This window comes from Halorussus salinus (assembly GCF_004765815.2).
In the GTDB taxonomy this organism is placed as follows: Archaea; Halobacteriota; Halobacteria; order Halobacteriales; family Haladaptataceae; genus Halorussus; species Halorussus salinus.
This window is the reverse complement of sequence record NZ_ML974127.1, coordinates 1,117,485-1,133,340: the sequence shown is the minus strand read 5'-3', so window position 1 is coordinate 1,133,340 and position 15,856 is coordinate 1,117,485. Positions and strand designations below refer to the sequence as shown.

At 64.8% G+C, this 15,856-nt stretch carries 13 protein-coding genes; 8 read left to right on the top strand and 5 right to left on the bottom strand.

The genetic code is table 11. From position 1 onward, the window contains the following. Window positions 1-214 precede the first annotated feature (214 nt). The 8 genes from EPL00_RS05790 to EPL00_RS05755 all read left to right on the top strand — a co-directional run bounded on the left by EPL00_RS05790 (window position 215) and on the right by EPL00_RS05755 (window position 8,192). Complete coding sequence (locus EPL00_RS05790) at window positions 215-1,252, top strand: ABC transporter ATP-binding protein (RefSeq protein ID WP_135851397.1); 1,038 nt, start codon at window positions 215-217, stop codon at window positions 1,250-1,252. Further along, window positions 1,249-2,043 (top strand): ABC transporter permease, encoded by a 795-nt coding sequence (locus EPL00_RS05785; RefSeq protein WP_238398128.1) that lies wholly within the window; start codon window positions 1,249-1,251, stop codon window positions 2,041-2,043. Before EPL00_RS05790 ends, EPL00_RS05785 begins: the two co-directional genes overlap by 4 nt. A 101-nt stretch (window positions 2,044-2,144) precedes the next feature. Then, on the top strand, window positions 2,145-3,845 hold the full coding sequence (locus EPL00_RS05780) for an acyl-CoA mutase large subunit family protein (protein ID WP_135851398.1): 1,701 nt from the start codon (window positions 2,145-2,147) through the stop codon (window positions 3,843-3,845). Between the two features lie 99 nt (window positions 3,846-3,944). After that, window positions 3,945-4,796 carry a DUF7537 family lipoprotein gene (locus EPL00_RS05775; protein ID WP_135851399.1) on the top strand — a complete coding sequence of 284 codons (852 nt, stop codon included), beginning with the start codon at window positions 3,945-3,947 and terminating at the stop codon, window positions 4,794-4,796. A gap of 97 nt (window positions 4,797-4,893) precedes the next feature. Beyond that, window positions 4,894-5,496 (top strand): N-acetylmuramoyl-L-alanine amidase, encoded by a 603-nt coding sequence (locus EPL00_RS05770; RefSeq protein ID WP_135851400.1) that lies wholly within the window; start codon window positions 4,894-4,896, stop codon window positions 5,494-5,496. Window positions 5,497-5,577: 81 nt separating this feature from the next. Beyond that, the gene (locus EPL00_RS05765; protein ID WP_135851401.1) at window positions 5,578-5,796 is read left to right on the top strand and encodes a hypothetical protein; all 219 of its coding nucleotides are present in this window, start codon (window positions 5,578-5,580) and stop codon (window positions 5,794-5,796) included. Between the two features lie 173 nt (window positions 5,797-5,969). Then, window positions 5,970-7,961 (top strand): acetate--CoA ligase, encoded by a 1,992-nt coding sequence (gene acs, locus EPL00_RS05760; RefSeq protein ID WP_135851402.1) that lies wholly within the window; start codon window positions 5,970-5,972, stop codon window positions 7,959-7,961. A gap of 57 nt (window positions 7,962-8,018) precedes the next feature. Next, window positions 8,019-8,192 (top strand): hypothetical protein, encoded by a 174-nt coding sequence (locus tag EPL00_RS05755; RefSeq protein ID WP_162224156.1) that lies wholly within the window; start codon window positions 8,019-8,021, stop codon window positions 8,190-8,192. A gap of 296 nt (window positions 8,193-8,488) precedes the next feature. Here EPL00_RS05755 and EPL00_RS05750 read toward each other — a convergent pair whose 3' ends face one another. The 5 genes from EPL00_RS05750 to nuoL form a co-directional block, all read right to left on the bottom strand. Continuing rightward, window positions 8,489-8,788 carry a hypothetical protein gene (locus EPL00_RS05750; protein WP_135851403.1) on the bottom strand — a complete coding sequence of 100 codons (300 nt, stop codon included), beginning with the start codon at window positions 8,786-8,788 and terminating at the stop codon, window positions 8,489-8,491. Window positions 8,789-9,161: 373 nt separating this feature from the next. Further along, on the bottom strand, window positions 9,162-10,652 hold the full coding sequence (locus EPL00_RS05745) for a DHH family phosphoesterase (RefSeq protein ID WP_135851404.1): 1,491 nt from the start codon (window positions 10,650-10,652) through the stop codon (window positions 9,162-9,164). A gap of 109 nt (window positions 10,653-10,761) precedes the next feature. Further along, window positions 10,762-12,255 carry an NADH-quinone oxidoreductase subunit N gene (locus tag EPL00_RS05740; protein ID WP_135851405.1) on the bottom strand — a complete coding sequence of 498 codons (1,494 nt, stop codon included), beginning with the start codon at window positions 12,253-12,255 and terminating at the stop codon, window positions 10,762-10,764. Further along, the gene (locus tag EPL00_RS05735; RefSeq protein WP_135851406.1) at window positions 12,256-13,785 is read right to left on the bottom strand and encodes a complex I subunit 4 family protein; all 1,530 of its coding nucleotides are present in this window, start codon (window positions 13,783-13,785) and stop codon (window positions 12,256-12,258) included. Continuing rightward, on the bottom strand, window positions 13,786-15,852 hold the full coding sequence (gene nuoL, locus EPL00_RS05730; protein WP_135851407.1) for an NADH-quinone oxidoreductase subunit L: 2,067 nt from the start codon (window positions 15,850-15,852) through the stop codon (window positions 13,786-13,788). Window positions 15,853-15,856 lie beyond the last annotated feature (4 nt).

The following is a 15,856-nucleotide window of genomic DNA, read 5'->3' as shown; positions in this document are numbered from 1 at the left end:
CGAACGCGTCTGATTTTCGATCGGTCCGCACTCGCATCGAGTAGCCGCCTACTCGGTTCGACGGTGTGCAGGCCGTTACCGTGCCTCTCTCGGGGGTCTGCCCCGTCCGGCCAGCAGAAAATAAACCGTCTTACGGACCAGACCGCCACTCTGCGAAAAATCAGGGGGAATCGAGATGGAAAATTTTACACTTCCCTGTTGATTTTCCCCTATCATGCAGTCAACGGAACCGCGACAAAAACAGCCGGTCATCTCCGTCGAGAACCTGCGGAAGACCTACGGCGACGGGAGCGTCGTGGCGGTCGACGACGTGTCCTTCGAGGTCGAACGCGGGTCGGTCGTCGGGTTGCTCGGTCCCAACGGGGCCGGGAAGACCTCCATCATCAAGTCGATTCTCGGCGTCGTCCTCCCCGACGAGGGCGACATCCGAGTCGACGGCGTGAACGTCCACGACGGCGACAACGTGTACGAGAAGGTCAGCGCCGTCCTCGAAGGCGCGCGAAACGTCTACTGGCGGCTGACGGTCCGGGAGAACATCTCCTTTTTCTCGTCGTTGCAGGGCATCGACCCGCAGGACCACCGCGAGGAACACGACGAGTTGATGGAACTGCTGAACATCGACCACAAGGCCGACGAGGTCGTCAAGAACCTCTCGCGGGGGATGAAACAGAAGACCGCGCTGGCCTGCGCGCTCGTCCGCCAGACGCCCGTCCTCTTTCTGGACGAACCGACGCTCGGTCTCGACGTGGAGGCCTCCCACGACCTCCGTCAGGAACTCGACCGCCTCGTGACCCAAGAGAACCGGACGGTCGTCCTGAGCAGTCACGACATGGACGTGATGCAGGACCTCTGTGACCGCGTCATCATCCTCGACGACGGCGACATCGTCACCGACGAGTCGGTTCCCGACTTGGTGGAACTGTTCCAGACCCAAGCCTACGAGGTCGTCGTCGAGGAGGACATGTCCACGACGGCCCGCCAGTCGCTCGAAGGGGAGTTCGACGTGGCCGACTGGCGCGAACGGGGCGAGTGGACGGTCTGTGAGGTCTCGCTGACCGACAAGGACCGCGTCCACGACCTCATGCGAACCTTAGCGGAGTTCGACCTGACGCCGCGGTCGGTGTCGGTGGTCCAACCCGACCTCGAAGACGTGTTCCTCGAAGTGACCGGCGAAGACGAGCGAGCAGACAGCGAGAACGAGCGCGGAGACGAACCGACCGACGAGCCTCGAACGGTGGAGGGTCGAGCGTGAGCGCCCGACACCTCTATCTGTTCGGCCGGGCGTCGTTCTACAAGTCGCTCATCCTGATGCGGCGCTACCTGTTCAACACGGTCGCCCAAATCGTCAGCATGTACCTGCTGTTCGCGGTGATGTTCTTCGGCGGCCGACAGATCGCCGGGGCAGCCATCACCAACTCGATAGAGGGCATCATCGTGGGCTACTTCCTCTGGATGCTCATCATGAGCGCCTACTCGTCCATCGCGGGCAACATCAACAACGAGGCCCAGTGGGGCACGCTCGAACAGCTCTACATGTCGCCGCTCGGGTTCGACCGTATCGTCGGCGTCAAGACCGTCGTGAACGTCTGCGTGAGCCTGTTCCTCGCCTCGACGCTCCTCGGGTTGATGGTCGTGACCATGACGGTCGTGTCCGCTGGCGTCACGCTGAGTTTCGACGTTCTCACGATTTTCCCGATTCTCGTGTTGACGCTCGCGCCCGCGGTCGGACTCGGCTACATCTTCGGCGGACTGGCGCTCCTCTACAAGCGCGTCGAGAGCGCGTTCCAACTCATGCAGTTCGCGTTCATCGGCCTCATCGCGGCCCCCGTAGAGCAGTTCCCGGCGTTCAAGTTCGCGCCGTTCTCGCTGGGGAGCTACCTCCTCCGGGAAGCGATGAGCAACCAGAAGAGCCTGCTGGAACTCCCGACGGCCGACCTCGCGCTGCTGGCTGGCGTGGCAGTCGTCTATCTGGGCGTCGGCTACGGTCTCTTCCGCATCATCCAGCGGAAGGCCCGCAAGCGCGGCGTGCTGGGCGAGTACTGACTGCCTCGTCTTTTTCTCGGTCTCGGAAGACACCGGGACTCCTCTCCGGACCCGGCGCGGATGTACGCAGATTCATTATCCTTCGAGCAATTATTGCAACTATGTACGACGAGGACGACCTCGCGGAGATACGCGACGCGAAAGACGAGTGGGAGGAAGAGACCTTAGACCCCGTACTCGACGCCTACGGGGAGCGCAAGGACCGATTCGCCACCGTATCGAACCTCGAAGTTGACCGACTCTACACCCCCGACGACGTGGCCGACGTGGACTACGACGAGGAGATCGGCTTCCCCGGCGAGGAGCCCTATACGCGCGGCCCGTACCCGACGATGTACCGGGGTCGGACGTGGACGATGCGCCAGTTCGCCGGCTTCGGTACCGCCGAGGAGACCAACGAGCGGTTCCACTACCTCATCGACGAGGGCCAGACCGGGCTTTCGACCGCGTTCGACATGCCCTCGCTGATGGGCAAGGACAGCGACGACCCGCTCTCGGACGGCGAGGTCGGCAAGGAGGGCGTCGCCGTGGACACGCTGAAGGACATGGAGATTCTGTTCGACGGCATCGACCTCGCGGAGGTCTCGACCTCCTTCACCATCAACCCCTCCGCGCCGGTCATCTACGCGATGTACATCGCGCTGGCCGACCAGCAGGGCGTCCCCCGCGACGAGATTCGGGGCACGCTCCAGAACGACATGCTCAAGGAGTTCATCGCCCAGAAGGAGTGGGTCATCCCGCCGGAACCCTCGCTGGACATCGTGACCGACACCATCGAGTTCGCGGTCGAGGAGACCCCCAAAATCAAGCCGGTCTCCATCTCGGGCTACCACATCCGGGAGGCTGGTTCGACCGCGATTCAGGAACTCGCCTTCACCCTCGCGGACGGCTTCGCCTACGTCGAGGACTGTCTGGACCGCGGGATGGACGTGGACGAGTTCGCGCCCCAACTCTCTTTCTTCTTCAACTCCCACAACGCCATCTTCGAGGAGGTCGCCAAGTTCCGCGCGGCCCGGCGCATCTACGCGAACGTGATGGACGAGTGGTACGGTGCCGAGGACGAGGCCAGCAAGCAACTCAAGTTCCACACCCAAACCGCGGGCCAGAGTCTCACGGCTCAACAGCCCCTGAACAACGTCGTCCGCGTGACGATTCAGGCGCTCGCGGGGGTGCTGGGCGGGACCCAGAGCCTCCACACCAACAGCTTCGACGAGGCGCTCGCGCTCCCCTCCGAGAAGGCGGTCAGGGTCGCGCTCCGGACCCAACAGATAATCGCCGACGAGTCGGGCGCGGCCGACATCGTGGACCCGCTGGGCGGGTCGTTCGCCGTCGAGAGCCTGACCGACGAGACCGAACAGAAGGCGATGGAGTACATCGAGGAGATAAAGGAGATGGGCGACGGGTCGGTTCGCGACGGCGTGCTGGCGGGCATCGAGCAGGGCTACTTCCACCGCGAGATTCAGGACGCCTCCTACGAGTACCAAGAGCGCGTCGAGGAGGGCGACGAGACCGTCGTCGGCGTCAACAAGTACGAAATCGAGGAGGACACCCAGCCCGAAATTCTCAAAGTGGACGAGGAGGTCCAAGACCGCCAACTCGACCGCCTCGCCGAGGTCAAGGAGGAGCGCGACGACGAGGCAGTCGAGGCCGCACTCGACGCAATCGACGACGCCATCCAGAGCGACGAGAACGTGATGCCCGCCATCGTGGACGCGGTGAAAGCCTACGCGACGATGGGCGAGATTATGCAGGTGTTCGAGGCCGAGTACGGGAGCTATCAGGAGACCGTCAACGTCGCTTGACGCCCGACTCCGCGGGCCAGTCGCTCGTCTCGACGGTCGGCGAAGGGTCCGCCAGCGAATGCGTGATATTTTATATGTTTGGCGAGACACCGGAACACGATGAGTCGAAAAACGGTCGTCGCCGTCGCACTCGTCGTGCTAGTACTCTTGGCGGGGTGTAACTCGCCGTTCTCCGGCGAAGAAGGAACCACCTCCACGGAGCGACCGGTCGAGGAAGCGACCGAAACCGCGGCGGTGACGACGACGGAGGTGACGCTGGACGACGTGACGCTTCCGGAGGGTGCGAACCGGCGGCGTATCGGGAACGCGACGGCACTCGCCGAGGCCTACGCCAGCGCCGTTCGGAACAGTAGCTACGAAATCGAGTTCGAGAAGTCTCGGGTACTCGAAGACGGTACGCGCACCGACTACCGCAGAACCGTTCGCAAGAAAAGCCTCGAAACGGACGAGGAGTATCAGTATCAGAATCGGACCTCCGACGACGGGAACAGAACTGTCGTCTCGTATCTCGACGGCACCGAGTTCTACGAGAAGTTCGTCACCGACGAGACGGCGTATCAAGTGAGTACCGTCCCGCCGAACTCCGTAGACGAGTTCCAGCCGAAGATAGGGATGGTGACGTACGTTCGGTCACGTCTACAGGCGGGAGAGTACGAGGACCCCCGGCTAGTGCGACGCGACGGACGACGGTTCGTCAAGTATCGCCTGACAGATATAGACAGCGACGCGAAGTTCGTCCTCGCAGACTCGATAACGAACGTTTCGGGGTCGGTGCTGGTCGGTCCGAACGGAGTCGTCCGTCGCATCTCGATGAACCTCACGAAGGGCGGACGCGGACCGGACACCTACCTGCGGAGCGAGTTCCGTCTCGTCGGCACTGACGAAGTGACCATCCGCGAACCGGACTGGACGGACGAAGCGTTGACGCGAACCGACGACGAGAGGGCGTAACGAGACCGGTATAGTTGCATTCCTAACTATTTGGATAAAAATTGCAACTGTAACTAGAAAAAATATATTAGGGATGCCCTCGATTGTTTTCATGCACATGAGTTCGAGAAGAAACTTCCTCAAGAAGCTCGGTGCGGCAAGTACGGCCGGTCTCGCTGGCGCTAGTGCCCTCTCGGGAACCGCGGCGGCAGACATGCCAGCGGTCGACTGGCGGCCAGCCGACCCCAGCAACTACACGAGTGCGAACCGCGGTGCGGCCGAGATCGACTGGATCATCGTTCACACTGTCCAAGGGTCGGCCAGCGGTGCGGTCAGCTGGTTCGAGAACCCCGACGCCAACGTGAGCGCGCACTTCACCGTCGCCGAGGACGGCTACCTCTATCAGAGCCTCTCGGAGGTCAACGTCGGCTGGCACGCGGGCGACTGGAGCTACAACCAGTCCTCCGTCGGCATCGAACACGGCGGCTACGTCAGCGGCACCTACGAGGACGCCCAGCTCCAGAAGTCGGCCGACCTCGTCGCCTACCTCTGCGAGCAGTACGGCATCCCGAAGCAGCGCGCCACCTACGTGCCCACCAACGCGGGAGACAACGAGACGGGCGGCATCATCGGTCACGACCAAGTCCCCGGCAGCACCCACACCGACCCCGGCGACAACTGGAACTGGGACTACTTCATCGACCTCGTCAACCAGTACTGAATCCAGAGCGACGCGGACCGACTCGCCGACGCGACCGGTCGGCTACCAAATTTTTTCCGAGCGCACGACGATACGTGGTGCATGGAGTACACCGTCCAGTACTACGACCTCGTGTTGGTCGCCATCTTCGCCACGATGGCGGCGGGGGCCGGAGTCGGCCTCCTGACCTCGCTCGCGCTCCCGACCGCGGTCACCATCGCGGGCCTGACGGCGGCGCTCCTCATCGCGCACGGCCTGTTCGTCAGGGGACCGGTGGACGGTCCCGAGGACCTGACCGACGAGGTCGATGTACTGAACTAAGCGGTCGAAACGCTCGTTTCGAGCGGTGTTCGAGGGGAGACAGGTCGCCGACGAGGAGCGTACCGCGGCGTTTTCGAACTCGACGCGACCGACGGGCGCGCTTTCGACCGAATCTGGCGTGCTAACTCGCGGCAACATTTATTGCTCGTCTCGATGAGTATTCGAATCGAACCATGCCCGAAGATACCGCCGAACTAGAAGCACGGCTCGAGGAGCAAGACGAGTTCGAGCCGCCCGAGGAGTTCGTGTCGCAGGCGAACGTCTCCGACGACTCCATCTACGACGAGTTCGAGGACGAGTGGCCCGAGTGTTGGGAGCGGGCGGCCGAACTGTTGGACTGGGACGAATCGTACGACGACGTACTGGACGACTCGGACCCGCCGTTCTACGAGTGGTTCACGGGCGGGAAGCTGAACGCCTCGGCGAACTGCCTCGACCGCCACCTAGACGAGCGCGGCGACGAGGCGGCCATCGAGTGGGTCGGCGAACCCACCGACGAGGAGAACCGGACTTACACCTACGAAGAACTCCACCGCGAGGTCAACGAGTTCGCGGCCGCGCTCCGTGAGATGGGCGTCGGCGAGGACGACGTGGTGACGATGTACATGCCGATGATTCCGGAGTTGCCCGTCGCCATGCTGGCCTGCGCGCGTATCGGTGCGCCCCACTCGGTCGTGTTCGCCGGGTTCTCGGCGGAGGCGCTGGCGACCCGGATGGAGAGCGCGGATTCGGAGTACCTCGTCACGGCGAACGGCTACTTCCGGCGGGGCGACGCCTTGGACCACTACGAGAAGACCCGCGAGGGCTTAGACGACGTGGGCCACGAGGTGTCGGACGTGGTGGTCGTGGACCGCCTCGGCGAACACGACCACGGCCACGACTTGGAGTCGAACGAACACTACTATCAAGACCTCGTGGACGAACAGTCGGGCGCGGAGGTCGAACCGGTCTCCCGTGACGCCGAGGACATGCTGTTCCTGATGTACACCTCGGGGACGACCGGCCAACCGAAGGGCGTCAAGCACACCACGGGCGGGTATCTGGCGTGGACCGCGTGGACCTCCCAAGCGGTGCTGGACGTGAAACCCGACGACACATACTTCTGCTCGGCCGATATCGGCTGGATTACCGGCCACTCCTACATCGTCTACGGCCCGCTGGCGCTGGGGACCACGACGATGATGTACGAGGGCACGCCCGACCACCCCGAGCGCGACCGCCTCTGGGAGATCATCGAGGAGTACGAGGCGACCCAACTCTACACCGCGCCGACCGCGATTCGGGCGTTCATGAAGTGGGGAAGTCAGTACCCCGACGAACACGACTTGTCGAGCCTTCGGCTCCTCGGGACGGTCGGCGAACCCATCAACCCGCGGGCGTGGAAGTGGTACTACACCAACGTCGGCGACGAGTCGTGCCCCATCGTGGACACGTGGTGGCAGACCGAGACCGGCGGGATGATGGTCACGACGCTACCGGGCGTCAAGACGATGAAACCCGGCTCCGCGGGACCGCCGCTTCCGGGCGTGGACGCGCAGGTCGTGGACGCCAACGGCGACGAGGTGGACGCTGGCGAAGCGGGTTACCTCACGGTCCAGAAGCCGTGGCCGGGGATGCTCCGGACCCTCTACGACAACGACGAGCGGTACATTCAGGAGTACTGGGCCGAGTACTCCGACACCCAATCCGACGACATGGACGACTGGGTGTACTTCCCCGAAGACGGCGCGAAGATAGACGAGGACGGCTACATCACCGTGCTGGGGCGCGTGGACGACGTACTCAACGTCTCCGGGCACCGACTCGGAACGATGGAAATCGAGTCGGCCATCGTCGGCGTCGAGGGCGTCGCCGAGGCCGCCGTTGTCGGCGGCAAGCACGACGTGAAAGGCGAGGCGGTCTACGCCTACGTCATCACCGAGGACGGCTACGACGAGGACGACGAGATGCGCCAGCGAATCGAGGAGGGCGTCGAGGACGCCATCGGTCCCATCGCCCGGCCCGAGGCGGTCGTGTTCACGCCCGAACTCCCGAAGACCCGCTCCGGGAAAATCATGCGCCGCCTGCTGGAGGACATCGCCAACGACGAGGAGTTGGGCAACACCTCGACGCTCCGGAACCCGGAGGTCGTCGAGGACATCCAGCGGAAGGTCGGCGGGGACTGAGGACGCTCGGCGGCGAGTAACGAGGGATTTCGGTTCTCTGTCTCTCGATTTTCGACGGTGGCACGGGTCGGGGAGTTCGACGGTGACTGTGTCAGTGAGTCTCCCGACCGGCGGGCGCTCGACTGGACGAACTACCGGCAGACGCTCGGTGACGCAAACTACTGGCAGACGCTCAACTGGACAAACTACCGGCAGACGCTCGGTGACGCAAACCACCGGCGGGCGGGGTAAAGGGGCCGGTCGCTCGCGTACAGTTCAGTCGCTTCTGCGGGCCACTATTTCCGCGCCGATGCGGTGCGTTGCGGTGAGGCGCGGAAATATCCCGCAGAACGACCGCGAGCGACCGGGGGCTTTCGAGGCGTTCTGCTCCCTCTCTCCGGCGGTTGCTTCGGTACTCGGAGTCGCTTTCAATCCAACTCGTAATGAGCGACCGGGGGCTTTCGAGGGGTCGTTCTCCCTCCTCCCGGCGGTCGCTCCCCCGACTCGAAAACTATCGTTCGTACCGACCGGTCCCGAGAACCCGATTCTCACGCGTCCAGCCAGTCGTTCGCCGCCACCGACTCGTCCACGTCGCGACAGATGTCCGCGCCCTCCTTCCGGACGCGTTCGGCCGAGGGAAGCGCCTCCTCGTCCCGAATCGTCGTCTCCACCCACGTCGCCAACCGCTCAGCCTCGGTCTTGCCCGCGACCTCGCCGACCTCCTCGATGGACCGCTCGTAGACCTGCCGAGGAGACCGCCCGTCCTTGTCGGCCTCGTACTCGTCTCGGGTCCCGATGGCGTCCCGGACGGCGCGGTCGATGTCGCGCATCGACTGCTTGATGCTCATGGTACTCGTGAGGGGCGGTTCGCGGGAATACTTGGTGGGCGATTCGGGTCTCGGTGGATAGGAACCGGGAACGTTGGCTAATAGCTCTGGTGACACTGTGGTTGTGACCGCACAGAACCGTGACCACTACGCGGCGATAGCGAACCGCACTGAAGCCGACGCCTCTCATACCGCACAGCGCCGCGACGGCCACGTCCTCCCCAACCGACTGCGGTCCTCACTGCGTTGCGGTCCTCGTCCCTCGCACGGGTGGGCGCGGCCTCGTGCCGCGCCCGCGCGCGCCAACCACGGAAGAACCTACCTGTATACTTCCTAAAAATCCTAAAAGTTGCCCAAAAATAGAAAGAGATGGTTTAGCAACGATGCTCGACGGTTAGTCCTCGGGGTCCACGACGGTCGCCTCGAAACTCGCCTCGCCGCCGTGAGCGTACTCCCCATCGCTCTCCGGCGTCGAGCGAACCGTCTCGAAGAACCGCGAGGTGATGACTTCGCTGACGACGCTCGTGAGCGAGGCTTCCTCCTCCTCTTCGACGGTGCCGAGGAGACCCAGCGGAATCTGGGCACCCGCCATGTCGGCGTGGCCGCCCGCGCTCCCGATCTGGCCGAACGCCGACCGGAGCGTCCCGCCGAGGTCGATGTCGGTCCCGCGAGCGCGCGCGGAGACGTACACCGTGCCGTCGCGGAAGCCGTAGACCAGCGTCGTCGTGATGGACTCCATGTTGAGCAGGTGGTCGGCCGCCTGCGCGAGCGCGTCGCGGTCCGACAGCGACCCGACGCAGGACGCCAGCACGGTTCCCTCGATGCGCCGGTTCCGGATGGCACGCGCGATGGTCTCGAACGTGTCGGCGCTGACCGACGGACTCTCGACGCGTTCGAGCATCCCCACGTCGGCGTGGGGCAACAGGTACGACGCCGCCTCGAAGTCGGCGGTCGAGACCTCCCGCGAGAAATCTTTGGTGTCCACCCGGATGCCGTAGAGGAGGCCCGTCGCCACCTCCTCGGTGAGGTCGATGCCGAGGCGCTGGATGTGTTCGGCCAGTAGCGTCGAGGTCGCGCCCACGTCGCTCCGGAGGTCCACGAACTCGGCCTCGGGCGGTTCCTTCGGCGGGTGGTGGTCCACGACGATGTTCACCGGGGTCTCCTCGGGCAGTTGGTCGTTGACGCCCGGCCGGGAGTGGTCCACCAGCGCGATGCCGCCGAACTCGTCCAAGTCCAACTCCTCGCTCGAATCGAAGTTCCGGAGGTCCAACTCCAACAGGTTGACGAACGCGCGGTTCTCCTGATGGGAGATGTCGCCGAAGTAGCAGGGGACCGCCTCGACGCCGACCTCCTCGGCGACGCGACAGAGCGCGACCGCGCTGGCGATGGCGTCGGGGTCGGGGTTGTCGTGCATGAACACCGCCAAGGTGCCCTCGACCCGCCGAATCGCCCGCCGGAGGTTGACGGTCCGAATCGCGTGGTCGCCGGTCGCCACCGCCAGCACCTGCTCGACCAGCGCCGCGGTCGGGTCGATGACGTGGTCGGAAAGCGCGGTTATCGTCCCGCGTTGGCCGGGGTCGCAGTCCTCGCCGAGGTAGCCGACGACGTACGCCTCGGGGAACAGCTCCGCCGCGAGTTCGGCGGCCTCGCGGTTGACCTCGGCGTCGCGGTCGGCGACGACCACCACGTCGGCACCCTCGACGCCCGCCCGCACCGTCTCGGGGTCGGTCGGGTCGCCGAGGGTGGCCGAGACGCCCTCCTCGCGGAGCGCGTCGATGCGACTCTCCGCGTCGTCTACGACCAGCATGCTGTGTTCGCCGTCGGCTATCGCCTCCACGAGGGTCTGACCGACGGTTCCGCACCCCAACACCAGCCGCGAAACCATTCTACCCGCGGGTTTCCGTTGCGCGGCCTAAAGTCTACCGTCTACGGTCGCTCCTCGCGCTCGGGAAGTGGCGTCGGAAAAATCGAAACGGGAAAAGTCGAGGTCTCTGTCAGGCCACGATGCCCGCGGCGGCGTCGGTCGCGTACTGCCAGACCGGACCGAATCCGGGCAACAGCAGGACGGTCACGATGGCGGCGGCGGCCAGCGCGGCGTAGAGGCCCGCGGGCTTGGACTCGATGTCGAAATCGCCCGAGGAGTCCTCTATCCACATCGCCTTCACGACCCGCGAGTAGTAGTACAGCGACAGCGCGCTGTTGATGGCACCCACGGCGGCGAGCCACCAGAATCCGGCACCGACCGCGGCACCGAACAGGAAGTACTTGCTCATGAACCCGCCGCCGACCGGCAGGCCAGCGAGGTTGAACAGGAACAGGGTCATGACCGTGCAGGCGAACGGTGCCTGCGAGGCCAGCCCGTTGAAGTCCTCGAACTTCCGGCCGACCGACCAGTACTCGGTCAGGGCGATGAACAGGAACGCGCCCGTGTTCATGAACCCGTAGACGAGCAGGTGGCTCATGCCGCCAGCCAGCACGAACTCGTTGTTCCCGCCCGACAGCGCCGCGAGGCCGATGAGGACATAGCCCGCGTGCCCGACCGACGAGTACGCGAGCATCCGCTTGACCGTGTCCTGCGTGGCCGCCGCGAAGTTACCGAGCGTCATCGTCACGACGGCGAGAATCTGGGCCGCGAGGACCCAGTCCACGCTCGTCGCGGCCCCCGTGACCAACTGCTGGATGGGGAACGCGACGACGAACACGCGGAACGCCACGGCGAACCCGGCGGCCTTCGAGGCCGACGAGAGGAACGCCGAGATGGGCGCTGGCGCGCCCTCGTAAGCCTCGGGTGCCCAGAAGTGGAACGGCACCGCGGAGGTCTTGTAGGCGAACCCGCCGAGCAGCATCACGATGCCGAGTCCCAGCACGCCGGTTAGGTCGGTTCCGCCGACCGAACTGGCGATGTCGGGTAGCAGCAGCGAGCCGGTGACCGCGTAGACGAGGCTGATGCCGTAGGCGAGGATGGCCGACGACAGCGCCCCGATGAGGAAGTACTTCAGGCCCGCTTCGACGCTCCCGCGGTTCTTCTTGAGGATGGCGACCAGCGCGAACGACGGCAGGCTGGACAGTTCGAGGCTGACGAACGCGACCGCGAGGCTGTTCGCGGACGCCATCAGCGTCATCCCCGTCGCGGCGAGCGTGACCAGCGCGTAGTACTCCGCCTGATAGGAGTGGTCGCGCAGGTAGTCGAAGCTAGCGACCGACACCAGCGCGGTCACGCTGGCGAACACCAGCGCGAAGAACAGGCTCATCGTGTCCACGACGAGCGCGTCTCCGTAGAGGGTAATCGGGGCTTGCCCCGTGCCCTCGAACAGGTACCACGCCGAGAGACCGGCCGCGACCAGCGACCCGAGGGTCGCGGTTCCCGCCAGCACGCCCCGACCGGTCGAGTCGGGGGTGATGCTGTCGAAGATCAACAGCAGGAGGGCGGTCAGTCCGAGTACAATCGACGGACCGAGCGCCATCCACGTCGGGAGTTGAATCGCCATCTATGCACCACCTCCGACCGCCGGAACCAGCGGATCCACTGCGTCCTGAATCATCGTGTAGAAGATGTTCGGGTCCACGCCCAGCAGGATGACCAGCAGGATGAGGACCACGAGCGGGGCCACGTCGTGGAACGCGGCCGGACCGACCTCGTAGTCGGTTTCGACCTCGAAGGTCCCGAACAGCGTGCGCTGCATGGCGAACAGGAGGTAGCCCGCGACCACGACGATGCCGAACATCGCGGCGGCCGTGAACCACACCGAGCCAGCGAACGCGCCGAACGAGCCGAGGAAGATGAACAGTTCCGCGGCGAAGCCAGCCATCAACGGCAGGCCCATGTAGCCGAACGCGCCCGCGACGAACACCGCGACGGTGAACGGCATCTTGCTCGCCAGCCCGGACATGTCCTGCACCATCCGGGTGTGGGTCGTGTTGTAGATGACGCCGACCGACATGAACATCAGCCCCGAGATGAGACCGTGGGCGACCATCTGGAAGGTCGCACCGCCCATGCCGTAGAGCGTGTACGCCACGAGTCCCAGTATGACGTACCCCATCGAGGAGACCGAGGAGTACGCCACGATGCGCTTGAGGTCGGACTGGGCCAGCGCCAGCATCGCGCCGTAGATGACGCTGACGACCGCGAACACCGCGATTATCTGGGCGTTGTTCTGTGCGACCTCCGGGAGCATCGTGAAGTTGAACCGGAGCAGTGCGTAGGTACCCATCTTCAGGAGGACCCCCGCCAGCATAATCGACACCGGCGTCGGGGCCTCGACGTGGGCGTCCGGCAGCCACGTGTGGAACGGGACGACCGGGACCTTCACCGCGAATCCGGCGAACATGGCGACGAACGCCGCCACCTTCAGCGTGCCCGCCTCGAGCGGGCCGAGACCGCCGAGTTCGCCCGCGCGGAGCGCTTGGGCGATGGCGGGCATGTCGAGACTCGTCACCGAGTCGCCGAGGCCGAACACCAGCGCGATGAACCCGATGAACATCACGAGGGAAGCGATGTTCGTGTAGACGAACATCTTGATGGCCGCGTACTTGCGCCGCGGACCGCCCCAGACGCCGATGAGGACGTACATCGGAACCAGCACCATCTCCCAGAAGACGAACCACTGGAAGAAGTCGAGCGCCGAGAAGACGCCCAGCAGGCTGGCTTCGAGGAACAGCATCAGGCCGTAGAACTGACTCTGGCGCTCGTCGATGGGCGTCCACGACGCCAGCAGGGCCAGCGACGTGAGTACCGTGGTCAGCGCGACCAGCGGCATGCTGATGCCGTCGAGGCCGACGTGCCAGTTCAGGGCGTAGGGTCCGGCGGTGACCCACTCGAAGTTCGTCTCGAAGGCCAGTTCGCTACCCTCCAAGAGGGCGTTGCCGCTGGCCTCGTACGTGCTGTACATCCAGAGGCTCCCGCCGAGCGGGAGCAGGCTGAGCGCGAACGCGAGTTTGCCCGCCAACTTGTTCGGGGCGAGGAACACAGCGAACGCACTCGCCAGCGTCACCGCGATGAGTGCTTCGATCCACATTCAGAACCAACCTCCCACGAGTCCGAGAACGACGAGCAAGACGACGAAACTCGCCGTCAGCAGGAAGGCGTAGTTCGAGACCACGCCGGTCTGGATTCGCTTGATGCGGTCGCCACCCGTCAGGCTCACGCTGGAGACGCCGTCAACGACGCCGTCGATGACGCCTTGGTCGAACTTGTCCGCAGCGCGGGCCAGCGGCAGGGTGAGACCGGTCGCCAGCCAGACCTGATACTCGTCTTGGTAGTAGTTGTTGAACAACACCGTCTTCGCGCCACCGAGTTTGTCGGTGTGCTCGTCGGGGTCCGGCACCGCGTAGAGCTTCCACGCGAGTCCGGCACCCGCGAGTGCGAGTGCGAGCGAGACGCCAGCACCGAGGAGAACCGTCGTGACCTCCGACCCGACGTACCCGGCCGAGTAGTGGGCGAAGTCGTGGGTCAGTTCGCCGTAGTGGTGCGCCGATAGTGCTTCGGGTCCGGCGTCGAGCCACTGGTGGAGGAAGTCGATGCCCTCCACACCCAGTACCTTCTGGACCGGGAGCAGGTTCGCGACGCCCGCGACGGCCGCGAGCGTTCCGAGGACCGCGAGCGGCCCTTTCACGTTCCAGCGCACGCCGTGGGGGTCACGCGCGGTGTCACTCCGGGGTTCACCGTGGAAGGTCAGCGCGACCATCCGGAAGGTGTAGAACCCGGTGAAGAACACCGCGAGCAGGCCCATCGCGTAGGCCGCCAGCAGGAGCGGACTGTTGAGGCCGTGGACGAGCGCCTCGTAGAGAATCTCGTCTTTCGACCAGAAGCCCGAGAACGGGACGATGCCCGCGAGCGCGAGCGACCCCGAGAGGAACGCGTAGTAGGTCACGGGCATCCGGTCTTTCAGACCGCCCATGTCCCACATGTTCTCGTTGTGGTGCATCGCGATGATGACCGACCCCGCACCGAGGAACAGCAGCGCCTTGAAGAAGGCGTGGGTCATCAGGTGGAAGGAGGCGGCGACGTAGCCGCCAGCGCCCAGTCCGAGCATCATGTAGCCGTACTGGGAGATGGTCGAGTACGCCAGCACCTGCTTTATTTCCTTCTTGACGACGCCCATCGTCGCGGCGAACAGCGCCGTGAAGCCGCCGACGAACGCGATGAGCGCAAGCACCTGCGGTAGCAGGGCGTAGAATCCGTAGATGCGCGCGACGAGGTAGACGCCCGCCGCGACCATCGTCGCCGCGTGAATCAGCGCGGAGACGGGGGTCGGACCCTCCATGGCGTCGGGCAGCCACGTGTGCAGGGGGAACTGCGCGGACTTGCCGACGACGCCGCCCAGAATCAGGAGTCCGAGGACGGCGAACCACGCCTGCGGGTCGAGACCGAGGAACGTCGTCACCTCGGCCGCGCCCTCACCGGCGAGCGCGAGTTCGGCCAGATGGGGGAACGACTCGGCGGCCTCTGTGCCGACGAACATCGACGTGCCGAAGGTGGCGAAGACGCCGACGACGCCGACGAGGAAGAAGTAGTCACCGAAGCGGGTGACGAGGAACGCCTTCTTCGCGGCGCTCGGCGGCGCGTCGTCGGTCTGCCAGAAGCCGATGAGGAGCCACGAACACAGCCCCACTAGCTCGAAGAACATGAACGCCATGAGCAGGTTGTTCGCGAACACGAACGAGAGCATGCTCGCGGTGAACAGGCCGAGTCCGGCGTAGTACCGGGGCAGGCCCGTCTCGCCCTCGTCGTTCATGTAGCCGAGGCTGAAGATGTGGACCAACAGCGCGACCAGCGAGACGATGATCAGCATCATCGTCGAGAGTGGGTCGAGCAGGATGCCGAAGTGGAGGTCCACCGCGGCCTCACCCATGCCCGCGATCCACGTCGTCGAGACGTGGTACATTCCGTCGGAAGCGCCCCCGACGGCCACGAACGCCCACACGGACAGCAGGAGCGAGCCAGCGGTCGCGAGGATGCCGGGAATCGCTCCGCCCTTGGGGAGCAGTCGAGGAGCGAACGCTCCGACGAGCAACGCGATCAGGAACGATACGAACGGCAGGGCCGCGATGGCCGGTGCCAGTTCGAAGGGGAGTGCTGCCATACGT